The following is a 20,449-nucleotide window of genomic DNA, read 5'->3' as shown; positions in this document are numbered from 1 at the left end:
AATTACCGCCGCCGCAAAGTCCGACCCTGATGCACTGCCATTGACGGACAAGCAGCTGCAATCCATGCAGCCTGCGCGCTCACGCGGACGCCCTGTCGGCAGCACCAAGGTTGCAACCAGCGTTCGCTATGATATTGATGTGGTCGCCGCATTCAAGGCGACTGGAGAAGGATGGCAAACACGCATGAACCATGCGTTGCGCGAATATGCGATCAATCACAAGATGCTGCGTTAAAAAAATCGATGACGTAAAAAAAACGCCACGCAGATGCGTGGCGTTTTTAACTTGGCGTCCCCAAGGGGATTCGAACCCCTGTACTCACCGTGAAAGGGTGATGTCCTAGGCCTCTAGACGAAGGGGACCGGACATTCAATGACGAGAAATTGGTGGAGGTAAGCGGGATCGAACCGCTGACCTCTTGCATGCCATGCAAGCGCTCTCCCAGCTGAGCTATACCCCCAAAACCAAGTCTTCGTCAACGAAGAAGCGAAATTATGCATGAATTTCAGGGCGCGTGCAAGCGAGGCTGAGGTCAACCAAAACCAGGCTCTCAAAACCCTGCTTCGATCGCGGCGCATCGGGTTGATCACACCAACGGACTACCCCGTCTGTCCCATAGGGAGTCAAGCCGCACGGACCTACAGTGAAGGCCTCTCGACCGGAGTCTGGTGCGATGTTCTCTTCTCTGCTGCGCCCGCGTCTTGTTGAATCTTCTACGCCACGCGAAGCGCCAACCCCCCTGTCACAAAGACACCCCCTGCACGCGCTCGCCTGGCTGGGCATCACCCTGATGCTCGCCACCATCACAGCATTTGCCCAAGACGCGCCGACAGCAGCCCAGCCACCCAAAAACAAAAACCTGGATTCCGGCAACATCAACAACGCCCCTTTGGGCGGCATCATCATCAATCGCACGATGACGGTCCTGGGCTGGGATTTCTACAGCAATTTTTCCGAAATCTGGCTCGCACTCCACCCTGACTCCCCCTACATGCTGACGATCACCGAACGCCCCACGGCGCAGTTCGGCAGCGAAATCTGGGTGGACTACCGAGACATACACATCTTCCACACCTTTTTGTCGCCTGCTCGTTCGGGGGTGAAGGAGGCCAGCCAAAACGCCGTCAACATCGCTTACCAGAACATTCAGAGAATCGAACAGGCTCGAAAAGAACTCAAGAACGACGTCGATTTGGGCCCGGAGGAAATGTAAATGAAACTATCCATCTCACGCGCGCCCCGCCGCATCGGCCTTTTGTCGGTCCTCGCCCTCTCGCTGTCTCTCTCGATGAGCTTTGCCCAGGCCAGTCAGCTCACCTACACGCCAAACGATCCTTCCTTCGGGGGAAACCCACTGAACGGATCGTATCTCATGAGCATCGCCAACCAAGAAGCGCAAGAAAATGCTCCCAACCCCCTGGATAGCCTGGATCTGACCAATTTGAGCACCAATCTCGACAACTTGGGCAAGGCCATCAACACGCTCAATACCAATCTCTGCAGCCAGACACCCTCGTCCTGCCCCTCCACCTCGAGCAACGTCAACCTGGGTGGCACGCTGCAATAGCGCCCCGCCCTTGGTCCTGGACGTCGACGACGCCCAGGTCCCCCCAACGCACCCAAACGAGCTGATTCCATGAATATGAGCCCCCTGCTTCTCCGCCGCCCAGCTCTCCACACGTCCAGACTCTGCATGGTCGCGCTGGCCACCCTCGCACTTTCGGCCTGCGCAGTGCCGCACCCACCGTCAGGCGTCTCTGACGAGGCACAGCTTACGCCGGCCACCCCCTCCTCCCTGAATCTGCAACAACTTCCTGCCCCCAAACACAAGATCGTGGCCGCCGTTTACGGCTTTCGGGATGAAACCGGGCAGTACATGCCTTCGCCCAACAGCGCCTTTTCAACCGCGGTCACACAAGGCGCTGCGTCCATCCTGATGGAAGCGCTAGTGAACTCAGGTTGGTATATCCCAGTGGAACGTGAAGGGCTGCAGTCACTGCTCACCGAGAGACGAGTGCTGCGCGCCGTGGACGAGAGCGATGCCAAGTCCGGGAAACCAGCAACGCCGGTGCCCAACCTGTTGCCCGCGTCCATCATCCTGGATGGGGGCATCGTCGGGTACGACAGCAACGTACGCACCGGCGGCATCGGCGCGAAGTTCCTGGGTATCGGCGCATCGACCCAATACAGCGTGGATCAAGTCACCGTCGAACTGCGCGCAGTCGACGTATACACAGGACGCATCCTGAATAGCGTTTCAACGACCAAGACCATCTATTCCTACGAGGTTCACCCAAGCTACTTCCGCTTCGTCAATTTTTATGACCTGCTGGAAGCGGAAGCGGGCTACACCCACAACGAACCGGTGCAGCTTTGCGTACGGGAAGCCATAGACGCCGCCGTCGCCCGCCTGACAGTGGACGGAATCCGCGACCACCTCTGGCAACTGAGAAACCCGGCCGACATGCAGTCCGCCGTCATCCAGCATTACCTGCAAATGCCAGAAGGCGTACCCAAGACAGCTCCCGTAAAACTGAGCGACTCAACGCCAGCCCCCGAGGAAGAAGACGTACGGCACTAAAGGAGACTAGTACCAAAGCCCCAGCGCACGCCCCTCAAAGGCTCTACCACTTCTGTCTCATGTTGCACAAATCATTGCAGCCCTACAGTACAAGCACGGTTGTCCCCTTTCGGTGCAACCACGCCTCCGGAACCAAGACCGCCGGAACCAGCGCCTCCCCCAGGGTCTTTGCTTAATAGGACGACCAGCATGAAAACCAAACTTTGCGCCATTGCATCCAGCCTCGTTCTTGTATTTGCCGGAAGCTCCGCCTTCGCGGCGGGCGGCACTGCGAACTCATTCCAGATCGGGGCTGATAACGATGCCGAAATCAGCCAGACCATGGCAGGGGGCGGCTCCTTCAACGCAGACGTTACTCAGTTCGGCAAGTCAAACTACGGCCAGATCACACAAACCGGCTACGGCAACGACAACGCCAAGTCCACGCAGTTCGGCAAGGACAACCACAGCTACACGACGCAAGTCGGCAGTGGCACTGAAAAATCCGACGTCACCCAAGTAGGCTACAACAACGAAAGCACCGTGGGTCAAAACGCATCAGGGTCTGCCAAAGCCACGGTCTGGCAGCTGGGAGCCAATAACGACAGTACCATCGGGCAGTCCGGCTATGGCAGCTCGGCGGCTGTCGTGGGCCAATTTGGCTGGCGCAACCAGAGCGACGTCCAACAGACGGTCAACGGTGGCTCTGCAGGCGCGCGTGTCTTGCAGGTGGGCTACAACAACGACAGCGACATCACCCAAAGTACCGGGGGTGCCCACATGAACGCGTCGGCTGCCCAGTTCGGTGCCTTGAACCAAAGCACCATCACTCAGTCTGGCTCTTATAACGCCACAGCTTCTGCGGTTCAGATTGGCTACGGCAACATGAGCCACATCACGCAAAACTGAGCCTCGGGTCATGGTTGCAGCCAGCTACTGCACCTGACCCAACAGCACGGTTCGGCCACTCTCCTGGAATTCGCCGAATCGTGCCGTTTACAGAGCCGAGGAGCATCATGAGCACAGCATCCAGCCACGGTCCGACCGTCCCCCATTCGGCCTTCACTCACTCTCGCCTTGCTTCCGTATTTGCCCTGCTGCTGCTTTGCAGTGGCCCCCTGACTGGCTATGCCGACCCGGATCTGGCGCCACCCGAGCTGCAAAGCAATCTCGACACGGCCGCAACCTTGCAAATTGGACGCAACAACTTGGCCAACATCACCCAAACAGGAGCCGCCGGCAAGGCTGCCCAAATCAGCCAGGTAGGTTCGGCCAACACAGCCGCCATCATGCAATCAGGCCTTGCCGATCAGGCGATCGCAGTCCAATACGGGGCCCAGAATTTCTCGAACATCATTCAGACTGGCAACAACGATTCCGCGGTGACTGCCCAATATGGAGTGGGAAATCGATCCACGGTCTTGCAATCGGCCAGTAACGCCAACGCCAGGGTCAATCAGATCGGCTTGGGCAATCAGACCTTGGTACTGCAAACACATGCGGGCGCCGCGCCCGCCACCGTCAACACGATCGGCATCGGCACGACACAGATCGTCGTGGAGTGACCGCAACACGGGGCTGATGATGAACGCACACGCAAACCTGCAAGTCTGGTTGGACACGCTGTCCAACACGCGCCCGTCAATCGTCGTTCCATACGTGCGAAGCGCGCAAGACAGCAACATCCGCTATCGTGTTGAAGTGCGCAAACACGGGCCTGGAGGATCATCCACCATCGGCCAGGGCGGGGACATCCACACTCAGGCAGGCCAGGCCACCGCACTCTCTGAATTTTCACTCAACGTGGCCGCTGGTGACGAGTGCAGCATCACGCTCTCTTTATCTGCCAACGGGCAGTCTGCAAGCACCTATCATTTCGCTTGCCCACGATGAATGTCTTTGCTACAAGAAACATTGGTTTCGATAGCGTTATTTCTGGTACTACCTGCGTCAGGAAAGGGCTATAGTCACTTCTTGCTGTAAGGTTTTGGGGGGGCCACTCATGACTCGCATCATCGTCGTAGAACCCAACGCGCTGCTCAGGCTCGGAATCCTCCAGCTCTTTCAGAATTTGCGATCCGAGGTCGTCTGCGACGGCATGGATTACATAGATCTCTGCGCCCCGCCGTCCGGCCGGGGTTCCGCCGATCTCATGCTGCTTTCGGCGCCTGACACTTACAAGCGAACGGCAGAACTGATTCAGGCTGCCCAAAAATCTCACCAGCCAGCCCGCATCCTGCTCTTGGCGGGCACCGCGCATCCACCCTTTCCCCTGTGCGGGCTCTCACCCGCGCTGGTGGGGTACGTATCGACGCAGGCTTCGACCGCAGTGCTGACCGCCGCCATCAACCTCGTGCTCGCAGGCGGAACCTGTTTTCCAAATCCGGACCACGATTACGGCACAGAAAGCTCAACACAACCCCCCCAGAGCTCAATACAACCCCCTCAGCCAGCCGAGGAGCCCTCTCCCACGCATCTGCATACTTCCATGGCGCTCCGGGTTCCGACCCCCACCACGGCCTCCTCGATCACGACGGTCGCAATCACCAAGCCGCAAGCGCTCGCTTCGACGCTGGTCTCGACAGAATCCCAGCTGCTGCACCTCACAGTTCGCCAATACGAAGTACTGGTATTGCTCGCTCGCGGGTACCCCATCAAGAACGTCAGTCGCGAACTGAACATTTCAATTTCTACGGCCAAGACGCACGCTGATACGCTTTACCAGCGGCTATCCGTACACAACAGCCTGGCTGCCGTGTATGAAGCCCTCACGCGCGGAGCCACCCTCGGGCTGAACCAGGCCCCGGTCGCCACAGTGCCCTCCCTCTCACAACCTGAACCCTACGAAGCACTGCCTCCTGCGGCATGACGCCCCAACGGCCGCTGCGTACACAATGCACCCAAAACAACCCATTACAATTTTCCCGCCACCGGGACAATTGCTGATTTAAAAAATACGATCTGAAGATAGCGTCACGTAGAGCGCAGAAGTACGATTTTTATCAGATCTTGAAAACCGTTGACCACTGAGCTCACTTGCCCTGACAAAAGAGGCTGGCCTACCATCCGGGCTGTTCCCGTCTTCGAACTCGCCCCATGATCACCCTTGCCATCAGCATTGCCTTCAGCGTCGCCGTCTCGATCTTCTTGAAAATCTCGCGCAACTGCCGTATCCAGATTGATCAGGCCATCGCCATCAACTACGTCGTGGCCTCGGCATTGACCCTTGGGCTGTTCTCTCCACCGTTGGACACCGTCTCCAGCCTGCCTTTGCCGGCCTGGATCATCCTGGGCTTGCTGGGCGTTCTGCTGCCTGCGGTCTTCCTCATCATGGCAGCCGCCGTGCGCCAGGCGGGCATCGTCCTGAGTGACGCCGCCCAACGCATGTCGCTGGTCCTTCCCATCGTAGCCGCCTTCCTGGTGTTCCACGAAGTCATGTCCGGACGCAAGGCAACGGGGATTGCCCTTGCGCTGTGTGCGCTGCTGTGTCTGATCACACGTCCCCACAAGGCGACGCCGGCCCCCACTGTTCAGGACGCAGCAAATTCAGGCACTCGGCACGCTGGCACGCGTGCCACCTGGGCCGTCCTGCTCGGCGTCTGGATGGGCTACGGAATCATCGACATTCTGTTCAAGCAGATGGCACGCCTGGGAACGGGATTCACTCAGGGCCTGATGCTGAGCTTCGTGCTGGCCGCCATCCTGATGTTCCTCTGGCTGCTGACTGCGAACAAGACCCGCTGGGATGCGCGCAGCCTGGCCTCAGGGGTACTGCTGGGGGCCTTGAATTTCGGCAACATCTACTTTTACATTCGTGCCCACCAGACGTTTCCGCACAACCCCACGCTGGTATTTGCCGCGATGAACATCGGCGTCATTTCGATTGGCACGCTGGCGGGAGCCGGCTTCTTCCGCGAACGGCTGACCCGGGTGCACATCGCGGGGATCGCTCTGGCCTTGGTGGCTGTGGTGACACTCTTCCCCCACTGATCCGGGCCACACCAGCCCACGCCAGAGCCTCACCCCATCAAGGAGCAGGCTCTGCGGGCGGATCTTGCAACGCCACCGGATCATGCGAAACATCGCGCTCGATATCCACGCGGGGGTCCAGCACCGCCATGACATGCGAATTCTGCAAGGTGTCCGCCATGGGAACGAACTGTGTGGGAGCATCCGCGCTCAGATGATCGCCCGTCACGCGTTGCTCGCGAATGAACACGACGAGGACCGCAGCACAACCCGAAATAAACGCAAAGTAGAGGCCGCTTCCCCATTCGCGCATGAGAGCACCGACCAACAGCGGCCCGATGCAGGCACCCACACCGTACACCATGTAGAGCAGCGCACTGAGCCCCACCCGACGCTCGGGCGACACATTGTCGTTGGCAAACGCAGCCCCCATGGGATAGAGGGAGAACTGCACAATCCCCTGCACCGCCGCAAACGCAATCAGCGCGGGATACGGAAAATGCAGCCACCCCCACAACGGCACCCCCAGCAACACGAGCACCAGCGCCCCAACCCGGATGAGCTTGACGCGACTCACGCGATCGGCCAACCATCCCAATGGCCATTGACACACCAGGCCGGCTGCGATCGACACGGCGATGAACACGCCCACCTGCCGGTTGTCCATCCCCTGCTGCAGACCATACACCGGAGCAAGGCCATAAAAGGCGCCGTTGAGCATCCCGGCCACGAAAAGGACCGTCAGGGACATGGGCACCCGAGCCAGGTAGTATCGCCACGCTAGCGGCGCCGGAACCTGCAGTGCCGGGTGCCTGCGCCGGGTCAACGCGATGGGCATGAGGCTCAGGACGCTGCAAATCGCAACGAAGACCAGCGGTCCGTAGTTCAGTTCTGGAAACAGGCCCAGCACCAACTGGCCCAACACCGTACCCAGACCCGTCGCGATCATGTAGAACGCAAAAACAATGCCGCGCGACGCGTTTTCAGTCTGCTCGTTGAGCCAGCTTTCAATGGCCACGAACAGACTGACAGTCGCCATGCCGGCAATGAACCGCAAGCCCAGCCAGACCCAGAGGTCCTGGTTCAGGACCATGACCAGAACCGTGATGGTCACCGCAGCGGCGCAGGCCGCGTACGTGCGGATGTGTCCCACCTGGATGATCAGGCGGTGCGCATAGCGGGCACCCAGCACAAGGCCAAGATAGTAGGACGCAATCATGGCGCCGACCCAGACTTCCGAGACGGACAGCTCGGTCAGATGCAAGCCCAGATAGGTGTTGAAAAGCCCCGAGCTCAACAACAGAATCAGCGTTGCCAAGTACAGAGAGAAAAATGCGCCTATTGTCTTGGCCATGAAAGGTCCTGGGGTCCACCAGAGGGGTGACACTCACGTCGATCTCGCGACCAATGGCCGCTGTTTTGTATATCATAGAACGATGAGCGAAACCGATATTTCTCCCGTCCTGACCCATCTCGATTCCGAAGGCCGCGTGCAAATGGTAGACGTGGGCCACAAGGTCGCCACCGAGCGCACGGCAGTGGCCGAGGGCGAGGTACACCTGAGCGCCCACGCCTGGACGCTTCTTTCTGCGCAGGCCAACGCAAAAGGCGAAGTCCTCAATACCGCCCGCATCGCCGGCATTCTGGCTGCCAAGCGCTGTGCAGAGCTCATCCCGCTGTGCCACACGCTGCCGCTGAGCTTCGTGGGCGTTGACTTCACAGCCGACGAATCTCGGCACGTCCTCACGATTCGCAGTACCTGCCACACACGCCACCAGACGGGCGTCGAGATGGAGGCCATGACGGCCTGTACCGTCGCGGCACTCACGGTCTACGACATGTGCAAGGCGGCCGACAAGGGCATCATGCTCGGCCAGATCCGGCTCATCTCCAAATCAGGAGGAAAAAGTGGCGACTGGCACCGCAACCATTGAAGTCCTGTTTTTCGCGCGCATTGCTGAAGATCTCGGCATTCGTCACAAAACACAGGCGCTTCCCGCCCCCATCCAGATCCACGACTGGTTGATCGAGCTCAAGCAGCAATATCCTCAGCTGGAGTCCATCGCAGGGCTGAAGATTGCCGTCAACCAGGAATACGCCGGCCCCACCGACCTGATCCGGCCAGGGGACGAGGTTGCGCTTTTCGAACCCGTCACAGGCGGCTGACGCCATGGTCATCGTTCAGACCCAGCGGTTCGACATCGCCGACCTGTCCGCGCGCCTGCAAGCCGGCACAGCCGGCAAGGCAGGTGCGTACGTGCACTTCGTGGGCACCGTACGCGACTACAGCCCCGACACCCGCTCGAGCAGCCTTTTTCTCGAACATTATCCAGGCATGTGCGAACGCGAGATCCAATCCCTGTGCGATCAGGCGGTACACCGCTGGGACATCCTCGATACCTTGGTCGTCCACCGCGTGGGCGAACTTCCCCTAGGAGACCCCATCGTCTTCGTCGGGGTTGCCAGCGCGCACCGCAGCCAGGCGTTCAGAGCTTGCGAATTCCTCATCGACGCTTTGAAGACCCGCGCACCGTTCTGGAAGCGCGAAGCACTCGCTGATGGTCGATCTTTCTGGGTGCAACAGCACGAAGCGGACGCGCAAAAAACCGCACAATGGGGCCACTCGTCCACGTAGGTTACCTCCCACCCATTCCACTGTCTTCCCCGACCCTATCCATGCTCGACTTTGACACCGCCCAGGCGCAGCTCGCGCAACGCGCCATTTTCCCCGTGCGCACCGAAACTGCGCCACTGCATGCGCTCAACGGCCGTATCCTCGCGACTGACGTGCGGGCTACGCTGGACCTCCCGCCGGCCGACAACAGTGCCATGGACGGCTACGCCATCCGCATGGCAGAAGTCTCCGCCGGCACGACGCTCCCCATCCAGCAGCGCTGCTTTGCGGGCCAAAACCCCGAACCGCTCAAGCCAGGGCACGCGATTCGCCTCTTCACCGGCAGCCTCGTTCCCAGCGGAGCCGACGCCATCGTCATGCAGGAAGACACTCAAGAAGACGGCGATCAGGTGACCTTTCACCGAAGTGTCCCCGCAGGAAATTTCATCCGAGTCCAGGGGGAAGACATGGCACGCGGACAGGCGGTGCTGCGTCAAGGCACCTTGCTGGAGGCTGCCCAGATCGCCGTACTGGCCGCACAAGGGCTCGCGCATGCCCCCGTATTTCCACGCCTGAGCATCGGTATTCTCACGACCGGTGACGAACTCGTGATTCCGGGAGAACCCCTGCGGGCGGCCAGCATTTACGACTCCAACGCGCCCATGCTGGCAAGCCTGTGTACCCAACTGGGCACGGAGCAGCCCATTGTGCGTCGTGCGCCGGACGACGTGGCTGCGATCGAACAGGCGCTGCAGGACCTGAACGCGCGTTGCGATCTGGTGTTGAGCGTCGGCGGAGCTTCCGTTGGCGAAAAGGATCTGGTGAAGCCAGCGCTTCAAGCGCTGGGAGGCACCCTGGACCTATGGCGTGTCCGGATGAAACCGGGCAAGCCCGTTGCGTTGGCCGAACTCAATGGACGACCGCTGGTCTGTCTGCCAGGCAACCCGGTTTCTTCATTTGTGGTCTTTGTCCTGCTCGTGAGCCCGCTCATCCGAGGCCTGCAAGGACGACACACGGTATTCCCGGCCGTACGGCACGGGATCCTCGGCGGTGCGACTCCGCGCGGGGGAGAACGCGAAGAATTCCTGCGAGTGCAGGACACAACCCATGATGGGCAACACGAGCTCGTCCCGTACCCCCAACAGAGCTCGGGTGCCATCAGCAGCCTATCGTGGGCGCATGGCTTGGCACGCATCCCTGCCGGACAGCACGTGAAGCCTGGTGCCGACGTGGCCTGGTACGCCTTTCAGGACTGGCTGAAATAACGCCTGGCTGCGGCGCCGGCATGCACCCAAGCTGCAGACTGGAAACCGCAGTTCAGCCGCCGATGTAGCTCATTTCGATCTTGTTGTCGCGCCCCGAAGCGCCGGCCTGGCCTCTTTGCTCTGAATAGCGGTCGGTGCGGCCAAGCCAGACACCAGAAAGATGTGCAGCAAGAATATCGTCGCCAATCCCGGTCCGCATCAGTTCGCGCAGATCATGCCCGTGGTCGGCAAACAGGCAGGTAAACAATTTGCCTTCCGGGGAGAGCCTGAGCCGAGTGCAATCACCACAAAACGGCTGTGACACACTGGTGATGAGGCCAATCTCACCGCCGCCATCCGCATAGGCCCACCGACTGGCGACTTCGCCTCGATAGTGGGCCTGGACTGGAACCAGGGGGAACTCGGCATTGATGCGTTGCACGATTTCGGCGCCAGTGACGACCTCGTCCATGCGCCAGCCATTGCTATGGCCGACATCCATGTATTCAATGAACCGCAGCACGCGCCCGCTGTGGCGAAAATGGCGGGCCATGGGGAGAATCTGGTCGTCGTTCATCCTCCGGCGTACCACCATATTGACCTTGAGCGGCGTAAGCCCCGCCTCGGTGGCGGCGTCCATGGCACCAAGGATGTCAGCGACTGGGACACCACTATCGCTCATGCGCTGAAACACCGCATCGTCCATGGCATCGAGGCTGACGGTAACGCGTTGCAGACCGGCTGCCGCCAGTGCCTTCGCCTTGCGGGCCAGCAACGCGCCGTTGGTGGTCATGGTGAGATCGGGCGCCATGCCGTCTGGCGTGCGCAGCCCGGACAACATGCCCACCAGGACTTCGAGTTCTTTGCGCATCAGCGGTTCGCCACCTGTGAGGCGAATCTTGCGGATGCCCAGCGTGAGCGCAATGCGCACGATGCGAGTGATTTCTTCGAAAGTCAGCAGGGCGCTACGTGGCAAAAACACGTGATCCGGCCCATAGACCTCGCGCGGCATACAGTACCGGCACCGGAAATTGCAGCGATCCGTGACGGAAATGCGCAGATCACGCATGGGACGACCGTAAGTGTCTTGCACGGCTTCGCCCGGCGCAAGCTTGGGAACGGGGCGCATGGCCCCGCTCTGTTCATGAAAAATGACGCGACTCATGATGTGACTCTCCGACTCGAAAACTGACATCGGCGAGTCAACACCCTGGCAGGTGGCCACTTGTGCAGCCCGCCAAGACACCAGCCCGAGTCAGGCCAAGGAATCAGTCGTTCTCCTTGACGCGATAGACCAGAGTGGCCACCTTGGCCAGCCCCAGTACCTTTACCGTGACACTGCCCAGCAGCAGGCGCGACAAACCGCTGCGCCCGTGACTGCCAATGAAGATCAGGTCGCAGCTTTCTTCTTTGGCCGCATGAACGATGCCATCGGCCACGTTGAAGTTGGACACGACCTTGGACTGCGCCTTGACGCCTGCGGTTTCGGCGCGATCCAGCACGGCCTGCAGGTATTTCTTGGCCTGCTCGGCAGCCGACCGGTCGTAATCTTCGTCGGTGATGGCGTAGGCAGCCGCCATGCCGTCGAAGCCCACGGTTGCCGCAAAAGGTTGCGTGACATGCAGCGCCAGGACCTCGGCTCCGATGGTGCGCGCAAAGCAGACGCCTTTGTTGGCAGCCTGGGCCGAGAGCTTGGAGCCGTCTGTAGGGATCAGGATTTTCTTGAACATATGCAGACCTCCATCAAACAATCTACAGGTTCAGCATAACCGCTGAGGCGCCGAAAAAATAGTCGTATCAGCCCTATGAAAGCTTGCCCATCTCGTGTGCCGTCTCGAACAACTTGGTGCAACGCCCCCCCGAGCGGCAGAACGCCAGCACGGGGGCAGGCAGCTCCTGCACGATATGGGCGAATTCGACGACATCAGCCTCGGTGATGGCGCCACTGACGACTGGCTGGTAACGCGCCTGCAGGCCGGCAGCACGAGCCGCTTCGAGCACGTCATTCGACAGAGGCTGATCAGCGCCACCCTCACCGTCCGGCCGGTTGATGATCACGGATTTGAACCCGGCTGCAGCCAGGGCTTGCATGTCGTCGGGCCGCAACTGAGGCGACACGGCAAAGTCGGGAGTCAGAGAACGATAAGGCAGGCTCATTTGGATATCTCCTGGGGGACGTCTGACCCCGCAACGATCAAGCGATGCTCTTCCAGCAAATGCCCGAAGGCTTCTCCTGAAAGAACGGCAAATTCGGACTGGCGCTGGCTGGCCAGCGCATCCCCCTGCCCCACTCCGGCGGCAGGATGACACATGAGCGCGTCGCCATCGCGACACTGCGCCAGCCAATGACGCATCCAGCCTTCATAGGCCGGTATGTCACCTTGGAAATCATACACGCCCAAGAACCCCCGATTCTGGGAATACCCCTGCCGCTGGAGCAGCCGGCGCAAGGGGGCCGCCCCAAGGCTGGCAATCACCCGGGCCTTGAACTTCAATCGCAGCGGCAGCCCTTGCATCCGAGGCCTGCTCGTATCGCGAACCCAGGGTCGATACCCGGGACGACTCTGCAAAGCCGCGAGCAAAGCCTGCCGAATGACCGGCAATTGGTGCACGTGCTGATGTCCGTCGATGTAATCGGGCAGACGGCCACACAGGGCCTGAAACTGAGCCAGTTGGCGTTGAATGCCTGATCGCACCTCGTCCACAGGCAAACGACGCAGATACGCGTCCTGAATCAGGGTCCTCAATGGCCGACACAGGTCAGGCTGACCAAACGATTCGGTAAAGTTCAGATGCAGGCCCAATTGCAGCGACGTTGCAGTGAGCGCCGGTGCATCTGCTGCGGCCAGAGGCCCATCGACCAGCACGCTGGTGGCCGACAGGCGGCCCAGCTGCGCCAGGCGCAGGATGCCGGCATCCACGGCAGCGTTCATGCCAAAGTCGTCGGCGCACAATACAATGCGCCGGTATTCATGCGCTGTGGGATGAGAATCCGAATCCATGTTGAAGAAGTTTGCGACCCAGATCGGGTGGTTCGTCATTGTAGGCTGTGCCGCCGCGGCCACCCATTGGGCGGTCGCAGTCGCCTGCGTGGCCTTTGGCAACCTGGTGCCCCTGATCGCCAACGTAGTGGGCTGGCTGGTGGCCTTCGGCGTATCGTTTACCGGCCATTATCGCCTGACGTTCCGCCACCAGCATGCACCGCTTGCGCGCGCCGCCATCCGCTTCTTTGCCGTGTCGGCGCTGGGCTTTGTCGTCAACGAAACTGCCTACGCCGTGTTGCTTGAAGCAACGACGATCCGCTATGACGTGCTGCTTGCCCTGGTGCTCGTTGCCATTGCGGGCATGACCTTCATTTTGGGGCGCTTCTGGGCGTTTCAGCGCAGCCATTGACGGGCGCCTTGGCAGCAATCCGCCACAACCCCATCTTGCGCGAGCGAGCATCAGGCTTGAGCCCGGCAAGTTCCGGGTATTGACCGACCTCGTCCAGATACGCCACCAGCCAGGTGGTCGGATGATCCGGCGCACACAAGAAGCTCTGCAGACCGGCGGGCAGCCACAGCAGACGCTTGCCGAGCGCTGGCTCGAACTGGGCCGCATCGAACAATTCGAGCCGCCAGTCATCGGCCTGATGCAGGCCTGGATCGTCCCAGTTGGACACGACCGCAATGGGCTCACGCCAATTGGCGTACATGGGCAAATCGTACGCATACTGGTCCAGCATCACGACCTGATCACCCGGTTGTGCCTGCGCGGCCAGCGTCTCGGCCAGGCTCTTGGTGCTGCGTTGTGGAAACACCACCATCGCCACGACGGCCAGCCCGCAGATCACGGCTGCGATGACCGCGTGGCGGGCAATGCTGCGCCCTACACCTGGTGCCTTTTGTTCTCGGCGCTGCTCGAAGGCCTCTTGAATGAACCAGGCAAGCGGCGGCAAGGCCGCGATCACATAGCCCACGAGCTTGGATGTGGGAATCGAGAAAAACACCAGCACGACCGCCATCCAGGACAGCATCAACCCGCGTAACACCCTGCGATCCACCTGCTCCATGCGATGCACGGGCGGTACGAAAGATGGATTGAGCGGCCCTTGCGGCTGGCACCAGCGCCAGAGCTGAATACACCAAGGCAAGGTCAACACCAGCACTACGGGCACGTAAAACCAGAACGGATGCGGATTATTGAAGCCAGGATCGAGGAAGCGCTCAAAGTGCTGCACCACGATGTAATAGTGGAAAAAATCCGGGTGGCGAACCTGCATGATGACCATCCAGGGCAGCGTCAACACCAGGAAAAGCACGATCCCGGGCCACCAGAGCAGCCGGCCCATGGCATCGAAGCGGCGCCGCCCCAACAGCCAGAAAAACAGCACGCCGCCCGGGAGCACGACCCCGATCAGCCCTTTGGCCAGGAACCCTGCTGCCGCGGCAACGTACATCCCCACCAGCGCCGGCCTGTCCTCCAGAATCTGGTCGCGGCGAAACACTGCATCGGCCCCTGCCATGATGGTCAGGCTCATGAGCGCAGCCACCAGCATGTCCAGATTGGCGTAGTGGGCCGCACCAAACAGAAAAGGCTGCACTGCGAGGATCAGGACGGCCAGCCCCGCCGCCCGGCGACGCGTATAGCGCCGAAGGAACAGATAGAACACGGTCACCAGCACGGTGGCCGCCAGCACCGAACACAGGCGTCCAGCCCATGCGTTGTCGCCAAAAAGATGCAGGGACCACGCCGTGAGCCAATAAAACAGGGGCGGCTTATGGAAGAACGGCATGCCGTCCAGACGCGGCGTCAGGTAGTCACCCGAGGTGAGCATATGCCATGCCACCCCCACGTAGCGACCCTCATCAGGCAGCAACAGGGGGTACGTCCAGGTGGTACTGGCCAACCAGATGAAGGTGAGCAAGGCGACCCACCCCCAGGAGCGCCGGGTCTGCAGGCGCTGACCCAGGCGTTGGGCCGCATCGACCAAACGGATGCTCGTCTGGCGCAACTTCATGACTGATCCTCCTTGGGGGCTTCCAGACCGCGCCCCATGCGCTCACGGAGCAGATACACCGGACGCCCCTTGACCTCGGTGAAGATACGAGCGACGTATTCGCCCACCACGCCCAGGGACATGAGATTGACACCGGAGAAGAACAGGATGACGGTGATGAGCGTGGCCCAGCCCTGCACCGGATCGCCATGCAGCCAATGGCTTACGATGATGAACAACCCATAGAGAAAAGCCAGCAAGGACAGCATGGCCCCAAGCAAGCTCAACAAACGCAAGGGCCAGGTCGTGAAGGCGGTCAGGCCGTCCACCGCAAAACGCAGCAGCCGCAGGGGTCGAAATTTGGTGACCCCATGCAGACGTTGCGGCGGCACATAGGGTAGCGGCTCGGAATCAAACCCCACCCATGCAAACAGCCCTTTCATGAAGCGATCACGCTCGGGCAGGCGCAGCAGCGCATCCACCACTTTGCGGTCCATCAACCGAAAATCACCCGCGTTCGGCGGCACGCCCAGCCCGTTCGAGGTACGCATCAAGGCGTAAAAGATGCGCGTGCCCACACGCTTGAACCAGCTTTCGTCATGGCGCGTAGTACGCACGGCATAGACCATCTGCACCCCGGCGCGCCAGCGCGCCAGCATGGTACGGATGAGCGTCGGCGGATGCTGCATGTCGGCATCCAGGCACACCACTGCATCGCCGCGCGCGGCCTCAAGGCCCGCCGTCAGGGCTGCTTCTTTGCCAAAATTGCGCGATAGCCGCAGGTAAATGATTTCGGGGTGCAACTCGGCCCAGTGCCGCATGACCTCTGGGGTACCGTCGGTACTGCCATCGTCGACCACAATGACCTCGAGCGTGCAGTCTTCCTGTGCCAGCGTAGTCAGCAGTTCAGGAAGCAGCACCCCCAGGTTGGCCTGTTCGTTCAAGCACGGAATGACGCAAGACAAGGTGGCGGGCACGACACGTGATCTCAAGGAGGCTTTGGAAGCTTTTGATCATAACTGATGCACCCCACGTACGACACGAATCACGCCCCGAGGGGTTGGCCCGAACGATAAGATTACTATAATATGCATCTTTCAAACGGTTTCTGACACAACCCCACCATGTCCCGTCTCATCTCCATCGAAGAGCATCCCGCGCCCGGCCCCGTGCAACCCTCCATGGCGGCATTCCTCACTCTGGGCTTCAGGCCACTCTATTTTGCGGGCACGGCCTGGGCGCTCATTTCCATCGCCCTGTGGATCTTCGCTCCGCAAGTGCTCACAGGGCCATTGTCCATGGTGTACTGGCACGCGCACGAAATGCTCTGGGGGTTCATCATCACCATCGCAGTGGGCTTTCTGCTCACGGCGAGTGCAACCTGGACAGGTTTCAACCCCCTGCACGGGTGGCCCCTGGGCGTTCTGGTCCTGCTCTGGCTGGTCGCGCGCATCGGCTTTCTGTTTGGCGGACTCACCGGCTTCTGGGTCGCCACCGTGGCTGAATGCCTTTTCTTCCTGATGGCAGCCATCTGTCTCGGGCGGGTCGTCCTGAAGGGCAAGAGCACCCGCAACTACGGGCTGCCGCTGCTGGTCCTGATGCTGGGTATCGCCGACCTGCTGTATCTGCTGGCGGTCCTCAAAGGGAATTACGTGCTGCTCATGCAACGCTTCGATCTGGGGCTCGTCGGCATGGCGGTCATTGCCTTGTTGATTGCGCGGCGCGTGATCCCCTTCTTTTCAATGCGCATGGTCAAGGGGCTGGACATCCCCATGCTCACACGCTCCGGCCATGCACAAATGGTTCTGGCTGTCGCCGCATTGGCCAGTGGCGTACTGCATCAGCCCGTGGCCATGGCCGCCTTCCTGGCCCTGACAGGGGTCATCAGTCTGATACAAGTCGCCTATTGGAAACCGCAGGCCGTCCTGCACAAGCCGATGCTGTGGATCCTGTATCTTGGCTACACCTTCATCGCCATCGGCCTGCTGGCAGCCGCCGTCCAGATCAGCGGCCTCTTCTCTCCCACCCTGCTGGACGGCGTGCTGGCGCGCAACGCGACCCATGTGCACCTGATCGGCCTTGCCGGTTTCTGCGTCCTCATCATTGGTATGGTGACCCGTACGGCACTGGGGCACCTGGGCCGGCCTCTGGCGCTGGACCGCAGCATGCTCGCGAGCTACTGGCTGATGGTGGCCGCCGTTGTGCTCCGGCTGGCCGCTCTCTGGCCCACGACCGTGCAACTGCATCTGCTTCACCTGGCGGCAGCGGCCTGGATACTGTGCATGGGCCTGTATCTGTGGCGCTTCGTTCCGATGCTGGTACGCCCCCGCTCCGGCAAGCCCAGCCCTGCGGCCGCACGCAAAGTGATCGTCCCCGCTCCACAGCACTAAGGAAGCAAGGCCATGCGCCTCACCAACATGAGCGACTACGCCGTGCGGCTGCTGATCTACCTGTGTGGGCACCGCGACCGCCTGTGCACCATCGCCGAGATCGCACAGGCGTACAAGCTGTCGGAACCGCATCTCATGAAGATCACGCACCGCCTGGCGCAACATGGCTGGATTCGAACCGTGCGCGGCAAGAACGGCGGGATGGCGCTCGCCCATGAACCCGAGGACATCCACCTGGGCGATCTTATCCGGGACATGGAAAACGATCTCGCCCTGGTCGAATGTCTGGGCACGGACAACCATTGTCTGCTCAGCGGACGCTGTGGACTCACCACCATCGTGACGGGTGCGCTACAAGCCTTCATGGACCATCTGAACGCGCACACGCTCGCCGACGTCCTGCCGCCCTCGCAGCCTGCTCGCATCACGCCGCATGTTCGGCGAACCGCCTGAATCGCCCGAACCCCCAGATCGACCGGGCACAAGGCCCGTTCAGCGAGATAGAGCGGCCCACTACTGATTTACGCAATCAATCGCGTGAATGCAAATAATCAATTGGCTATTCACGATGGCAAGGAGTACGGTGAACATTCATTCACCCTGCTCATGGAGGCAACTATGGCTGAAATACTGGGCCCACAAAAACTAGGACCACTCACCCCGTTGGTCGGAGAGTGGGAAGGCAATGTGGGGGTTGACCTGTCGTATCACAACAAAGACGACGAAACCGCCAAGACCGGGTACTTTGAAAAAGCGTGGTTCCACCCGATTCCCATCGTCGAGAACGGCCAACAGACCATGGAAGGCCTGAACTACGAAATGACGGCATGGCGCCATGGTGAAGAAGCCATGGACCCTTTTCACGACGAAGTGGGCTACCTGCTCTGGGACAAAGCCCATGGCCAGATCATGCGCTGTTTTGCCGTACCACGCGGCTTGGCCATCCTTGCAGGCGGCAGTGCGGGTGCACGCGACAAGACGCTCACATTCGTCGCCGAACCAGGGTCGCCCTCGTACGGGCTCTCGCAGAACAAATATCTGCTTGAGCGCGCGCAAGCCACTGCGTTCAAAAGCGTTTTTACCTTCAACGCCGACGGCACGTTCACCTACACGTCCGCGCTCACGCTGAAGCTCGCAGCAACCGGTAAAGAAATGGTCCACACGGACACCAACACGTTGCACCGCGTCGCCAAATAAAGCACGCCCTCCGGGCCCGTACCAAAAACAGCGCCTGAGCCCTCGTACAAGCGGCTCAGGCGCTGTTTTGCATGGCCCCGCCCGAGAGCGGGCCATGTCAGTGCTTACACGCGATCGCAGCGGATCGTGATCGGGTGGTTGCGCAACCCTTCGATGACCTGATCCGTGACGTCGCCATCGACGTCCGTCACGGCATAACCGATCTTGCCACGCGTCTGCAGCTGCTGGCTCACGATGTTCAAGCCGTATTCGCCCATCAGATTGCTCAGTGCACCCATGGCGCCTGGCACGTTCTGGTGAATATGGATGATGCGCGCCGTACCAGCCAGTTCGTGGTAGGGAATCTCGGGGAAATTCACCGCACCCTTGGTGGTTCCACTGCCCACAAAGCGCTTGAGCTTCTCGGCCACTTCACGGCCGATGTTCTCTTGCGACTCTTGCGTGCTGCCACCGATGTGCGGAGTGAGGATCACATTTTGCAAGCCACGCAGCGGGCTATCGAGGCCTTCTTCGCGGCTCTTGGGTTCGGTCGGGAACACGTCGATGGCCGCACCCGACAGATGACCCGACTTGAGCGCCCGGTGCAAGGCAGGAATGTCGACTACGGTGCCGCGCGAGGCATTGATGAGGATGCTGCCCGGTTTCATGGCGGCAATGGCGTCCGCATCCATGAGGTTGGCCGTCTCTTTGCCACCCGGCACGTGCAGCGTGACGACATCGACCTGGCCCAGGAACTTCTTCAGCGAGCTGGTGGCATGCGCATTGCCAATCGGCAGCTTGGCCTCGATGTCGTGGTAAAGCACCCGCATGCCGGCGGATTCTGCCAGGATGCCCACTTGTGAGCCGATATTGCCGTAGCCAATGATGCCCAGCGTCTTGCCACGCGCCTCGTAGGCGCCCTCGGCAGTCTTGTCCCAAAAGCCTTCGTGCACCCGCGCGTTCTTCTCGGGAATGCGGCGCAACAACAGAATGGTTTCACCCAGCACCAATTCGGCCACCGAGCGCGTGTTCGAAAACGGCGCGTTGAACACCGGAATGCCTCGCAAGGCAGCGGTTTCAAGGTCCACCTGATTGGTGCCAATGCAGAAGCAACCCACTGCGCGCAGATCGGGCAAGTCGGAGAGCACATTTTGATCAAGGTGGGTACGGGAACGAATACCCACGACCTGCGCACCTTGCATGGCTTCGTGCAGCGCGTCGCCCGTCAACGCGCCCGGATACGTCACGATCTCGTCGAACCCAGCCGCCACGAAGACTTCCTTGGCACTGGCGTGGATGTTCTCGAACAAAACGATGCGTGTCATCTCAACCCTTTCCAGCTGTAGAAAAAAAGATTCATTGTGCGGTACAGCAAAGACCACACTCATATTAACCACACTAAGAAGATGGGCATTGTCGCACTTGTGCCGATCCTCGTCCTGCCCCTACTGGCTGAACGGGACCCGTACGCAACTGCGGCGTCATCGTGGTAGGCTTGACGGGTTATCGAAAGCTCA

General features: G+C 60.4%; 25 protein-coding genes and 2 tRNA genes. 17 read left to right on the top strand and 10 right to left on the bottom strand.

Annotated elements, in window-relative coordinates; genetic code table 11:
* The first annotated feature begins 1 nt into the window (after nucleotide 1).
* Nucleotides 2–235: a BrnA antitoxin family protein gene (locus tag VF285_RS10060; RefSeq protein ID WP_346952487.1), complete on the top strand. Its 234-nt coding sequence runs from the start codon at nucleotides 2–4 to the stop codon at nucleotides 233–235.
* A gap of 52 nt (nucleotides 236–287) precedes the next feature.
* On the opposite strand, the gene VF285_RS10055 is transcribed toward VF285_RS10060, so the two are convergent.
* Together VF285_RS10055 and VF285_RS10050 are read right to left on the bottom strand one after the other, a co-directional pair.
* Nucleotides 288–363: transfer RNA gene (locus VF285_RS10055), tRNA-Glu, on the bottom strand.
* A gap of 22 nt (nucleotides 364–385) precedes the next feature.
* A tRNA-Ala gene (locus VF285_RS10050) sits at nucleotides 386–461 on the bottom strand.
* 213 nt (nucleotides 462–674) lie between these two features.
* Here VF285_RS10050 and VF285_RS10045 point away from each other — a divergent pair.
* The 8 genes from VF285_RS10045 (at nucleotide 675) to VF285_RS10010 (ending at nucleotide 6,551) form a co-directional block, all read left to right on the top strand.
* Nucleotides 675–1,214, top strand: a complete 540-nt coding sequence (locus VF285_RS10045; protein ID WP_346952486.1) for a CsgE family curli-type amyloid fiber assembly protein — start codon at nucleotides 675–677, stop codon at nucleotides 1,212–1,214.
* The gene (locus VF285_RS10040; protein ID WP_346952485.1) at nucleotides 1,215–1,568 is read left to right on the top strand and encodes a curli assembly protein CsgF; all 354 of its coding nucleotides are present in this window, start codon (nucleotides 1,215–1,217) and stop codon (nucleotides 1,566–1,568) included.
* Between the two features lie 126 nt (nucleotides 1,569–1,694).
* Nucleotides 1,695–2,582 carry a CsgG/HfaB family protein gene (locus tag VF285_RS10035; protein ID WP_346952484.1) on the top strand — a complete coding sequence of 296 codons (888 nt, stop codon included), beginning with the start codon at nucleotides 1,695–1,697 and terminating at the stop codon, nucleotides 2,580–2,582.
* Between the two features lie 189 nt (nucleotides 2,583–2,771).
* Nucleotides 2,772–3,470, top strand: coding sequence for a hypothetical protein (locus tag VF285_RS10030; RefSeq protein WP_346952483.1), 699 nt, complete (start codon nucleotides 2,772–2,774; stop codon nucleotides 3,468–3,470).
* A gap of 107 nt (nucleotides 3,471–3,577) precedes the next feature.
* Nucleotides 3,578–4,126 (top strand): hypothetical protein, encoded by a 549-nt coding sequence (locus tag VF285_RS10025; RefSeq protein ID WP_346952482.1) that lies wholly within the window; start codon nucleotides 3,578–3,580, stop codon nucleotides 4,124–4,126.
* Nucleotides 4,127–4,142: 16 nt separating this feature from the next.
* Nucleotides 4,143–4,454: a curli-like amyloid fiber formation chaperone CsgH gene (gene csgH / locus VF285_RS10020; RefSeq protein ID WP_346952481.1), complete on the top strand. Its 312-nt coding sequence runs from the start codon at nucleotides 4,143–4,145 to the stop codon at nucleotides 4,452–4,454.
* A gap of 109 nt (nucleotides 4,455–4,563) precedes the next feature.
* Entirely contained in the window at nucleotides 4,564–5,430 is an 867-nt protein-coding gene (locus VF285_RS10015) for a response regulator transcription factor (protein WP_346952480.1), read from the top strand.
* 227 nt (nucleotides 5,431–5,657) lie between these two features.
* Nucleotides 5,658–6,551: an EamA/RhaT family transporter gene (locus VF285_RS10010; RefSeq protein ID WP_346952479.1), complete on the top strand. Its 894-nt coding sequence runs from the start codon at nucleotides 5,658–5,660 to the stop codon at nucleotides 6,549–6,551.
* Between the two features lie 37 nt (nucleotides 6,552–6,588).
* On the opposite strand, the gene VF285_RS10005 is transcribed toward VF285_RS10010, so the two are convergent.
* Entirely contained in the window at nucleotides 6,589–7,884 is a 1,296-nt protein-coding gene (locus tag VF285_RS10005; protein WP_346952478.1) for an MFS transporter, read from the bottom strand.
* An 82-nt stretch (nucleotides 7,885–7,966) separates the two neighbouring features.
* Here VF285_RS10005 and moaC point away from each other — a divergent pair, with 82 nt between their 5' ends.
* The 4 genes from moaC to glp are packed head-to-tail and all read left to right on the top strand — an operon-like array spanning nucleotide 7,967 to nucleotide 10,409.
* A complete protein-coding gene (moaC, locus tag VF285_RS10000; protein ID WP_346952477.1) occupies nucleotides 7,967–8,464 on the top strand; it encodes a cyclic pyranopterin monophosphate synthase MoaC in 498 nt (165 codons plus the stop codon).
* Nucleotides 8,439–8,696 (top strand): MoaD/ThiS family protein, encoded by a 258-nt coding sequence (locus VF285_RS09995; protein WP_346952476.1) that lies wholly within the window; start codon nucleotides 8,439–8,441, stop codon nucleotides 8,694–8,696. Before moaC ends, VF285_RS09995 begins: the two co-directional genes overlap by 26 nt.
* A gap of 4 nt (nucleotides 8,697–8,700) precedes the next feature.
* On the top strand, nucleotides 8,701–9,165 hold the full coding sequence (locus tag VF285_RS09990) for a molybdenum cofactor biosynthesis protein MoaE (RefSeq protein WP_346952475.1): 465 nt from the start codon (nucleotides 8,701–8,703) through the stop codon (nucleotides 9,163–9,165).
* Between the two features lie 41 nt (nucleotides 9,166–9,206).
* Nucleotides 9,207–10,409 (top strand): gephyrin-like molybdotransferase Glp, encoded by a 1,203-nt coding sequence (gene glp / locus VF285_RS09985; RefSeq protein WP_346952474.1) that lies wholly within the window; start codon nucleotides 9,207–9,209, stop codon nucleotides 10,407–10,409.
* Between the two features lie 52 nt (nucleotides 10,410–10,461).
* On the opposite strand, the gene moaA is transcribed toward glp, so the two are convergent.
* The 4 genes from moaA to VF285_RS09965 form a co-directional block, all read right to left on the bottom strand.
* Nucleotides 10,462–11,553 (bottom strand): GTP 3',8-cyclase MoaA, encoded by a 1,092-nt coding sequence (moaA, locus tag VF285_RS09980; protein WP_414648118.1) that lies wholly within the window; start codon nucleotides 11,551–11,553, stop codon nucleotides 10,462–10,464.
* A gap of 103 nt (nucleotides 11,554–11,656) precedes the next feature.
* Nucleotides 11,657–12,118, bottom strand: coding sequence for a universal stress protein (locus VF285_RS09975; protein WP_346952473.1), 462 nt, complete (start codon nucleotides 12,116–12,118; stop codon nucleotides 11,657–11,659).
* A 73-nt stretch (nucleotides 12,119–12,191) separates the two neighbouring features.
* A complete protein-coding gene (locus VF285_RS09970; RefSeq protein WP_346952472.1) occupies nucleotides 12,192–12,545 on the bottom strand; it encodes a TIGR01244 family sulfur transferase in 354 nt (117 codons plus the stop codon).
* Nucleotides 12,542–13,390 (bottom strand): ChbG/HpnK family deacetylase, encoded by an 849-nt coding sequence (locus tag VF285_RS09965; protein WP_346952471.1) that lies wholly within the window; start codon nucleotides 13,388–13,390, stop codon nucleotides 12,542–12,544. The genes VF285_RS09970 and VF285_RS09965 overlap by 4 nt, the downstream gene beginning before the upstream one ends.
* On the opposite strand from VF285_RS09965, the gene VF285_RS09960 reads away from it, so the two are divergent.
* Nucleotides 13,389–13,781 carry a GtrA family protein gene (locus tag VF285_RS09960; RefSeq protein ID WP_346952470.1) on the top strand — a complete coding sequence of 131 codons (393 nt, stop codon included), beginning with the start codon at nucleotides 13,389–13,391 and terminating at the stop codon, nucleotides 13,779–13,781. The genes VF285_RS09965 and VF285_RS09960 overlap by 2 nt on opposite strands.
* Here VF285_RS09960 and VF285_RS09955 read toward each other — a convergent pair.
* Both VF285_RS09955 and VF285_RS09950 read right to left on the bottom strand, forming a co-directional pair.
* Nucleotides 13,741–15,387: a glycosyltransferase family 39 protein gene (locus VF285_RS09955; RefSeq protein ID WP_346952469.1), complete on the bottom strand. Its 1,647-nt coding sequence runs from the start codon at nucleotides 15,385–15,387 to the stop codon at nucleotides 13,741–13,743. The two genes, VF285_RS09960 and VF285_RS09955, sit on opposite strands and share 41 nt — an antisense overlap.
* Nucleotides 15,384–16,358 carry a glycosyltransferase family 2 protein gene (locus tag VF285_RS09950; RefSeq protein WP_346952468.1) on the bottom strand — a complete coding sequence of 325 codons (975 nt, stop codon included), beginning with the start codon at nucleotides 16,356–16,358 and terminating at the stop codon, nucleotides 15,384–15,386. Before VF285_RS09950 ends, VF285_RS09955 begins: the two co-directional genes overlap by 4 nt.
* A 132-nt stretch (nucleotides 16,359–16,490) precedes the next feature.
* On the opposite strand from VF285_RS09950, the gene VF285_RS09945 reads away from it, so the two are divergent.
* The 3 genes from VF285_RS09945 to VF285_RS09935 all read left to right on the top strand — a co-directional run bounded on the left by VF285_RS09945 (nucleotide 16,491) and on the right by VF285_RS09935 (nucleotide 18,953).
* Nucleotides 16,491–17,756, top strand: coding sequence for an NnrS family protein (locus VF285_RS09945; RefSeq protein WP_346952467.1), 1,266 nt, complete (start codon nucleotides 16,491–16,493; stop codon nucleotides 17,754–17,756).
* Between the two features lie 12 nt (nucleotides 17,757–17,768).
* Nucleotides 17,769–18,209, top strand: a complete 441-nt coding sequence (locus tag VF285_RS09940) for an Rrf2 family transcriptional regulator (protein ID WP_346952466.1) — start codon at nucleotides 17,769–17,771, stop codon at nucleotides 18,207–18,209.
* Between the two features lie 165 nt (nucleotides 18,210–18,374).
* Nucleotides 18,375–18,953, top strand: a complete 579-nt coding sequence (locus VF285_RS09935; RefSeq protein WP_346952465.1) for an FABP family protein — start codon at nucleotides 18,375–18,377, stop codon at nucleotides 18,951–18,953.
* Between the two features lie 104 nt (nucleotides 18,954–19,057).
* Here VF285_RS09935 and serA read toward each other — a convergent pair whose 3' ends face one another.
* The gene (serA, locus tag VF285_RS09930) at nucleotides 19,058–20,257 is read right to left on the bottom strand and encodes a phosphoglycerate dehydrogenase (RefSeq protein WP_346952464.1); all 1,200 of its coding nucleotides are present in this window, start codon (nucleotides 20,255–20,257) and stop codon (nucleotides 19,058–19,060) included.
* Nucleotides 20,258–20,449 lie beyond the last annotated feature (192 nt).

Origin of the sequence: Castellaniella sp., from assembly GCF_036379515.1 — a bacterium.
Lineage (GTDB): Bacteria > Pseudomonadota > Gammaproteobacteria > Burkholderiales > Burkholderiaceae_B > Castellaniella.
This window is presented reverse-complemented; position numbering and strand designations above follow the sequence as displayed.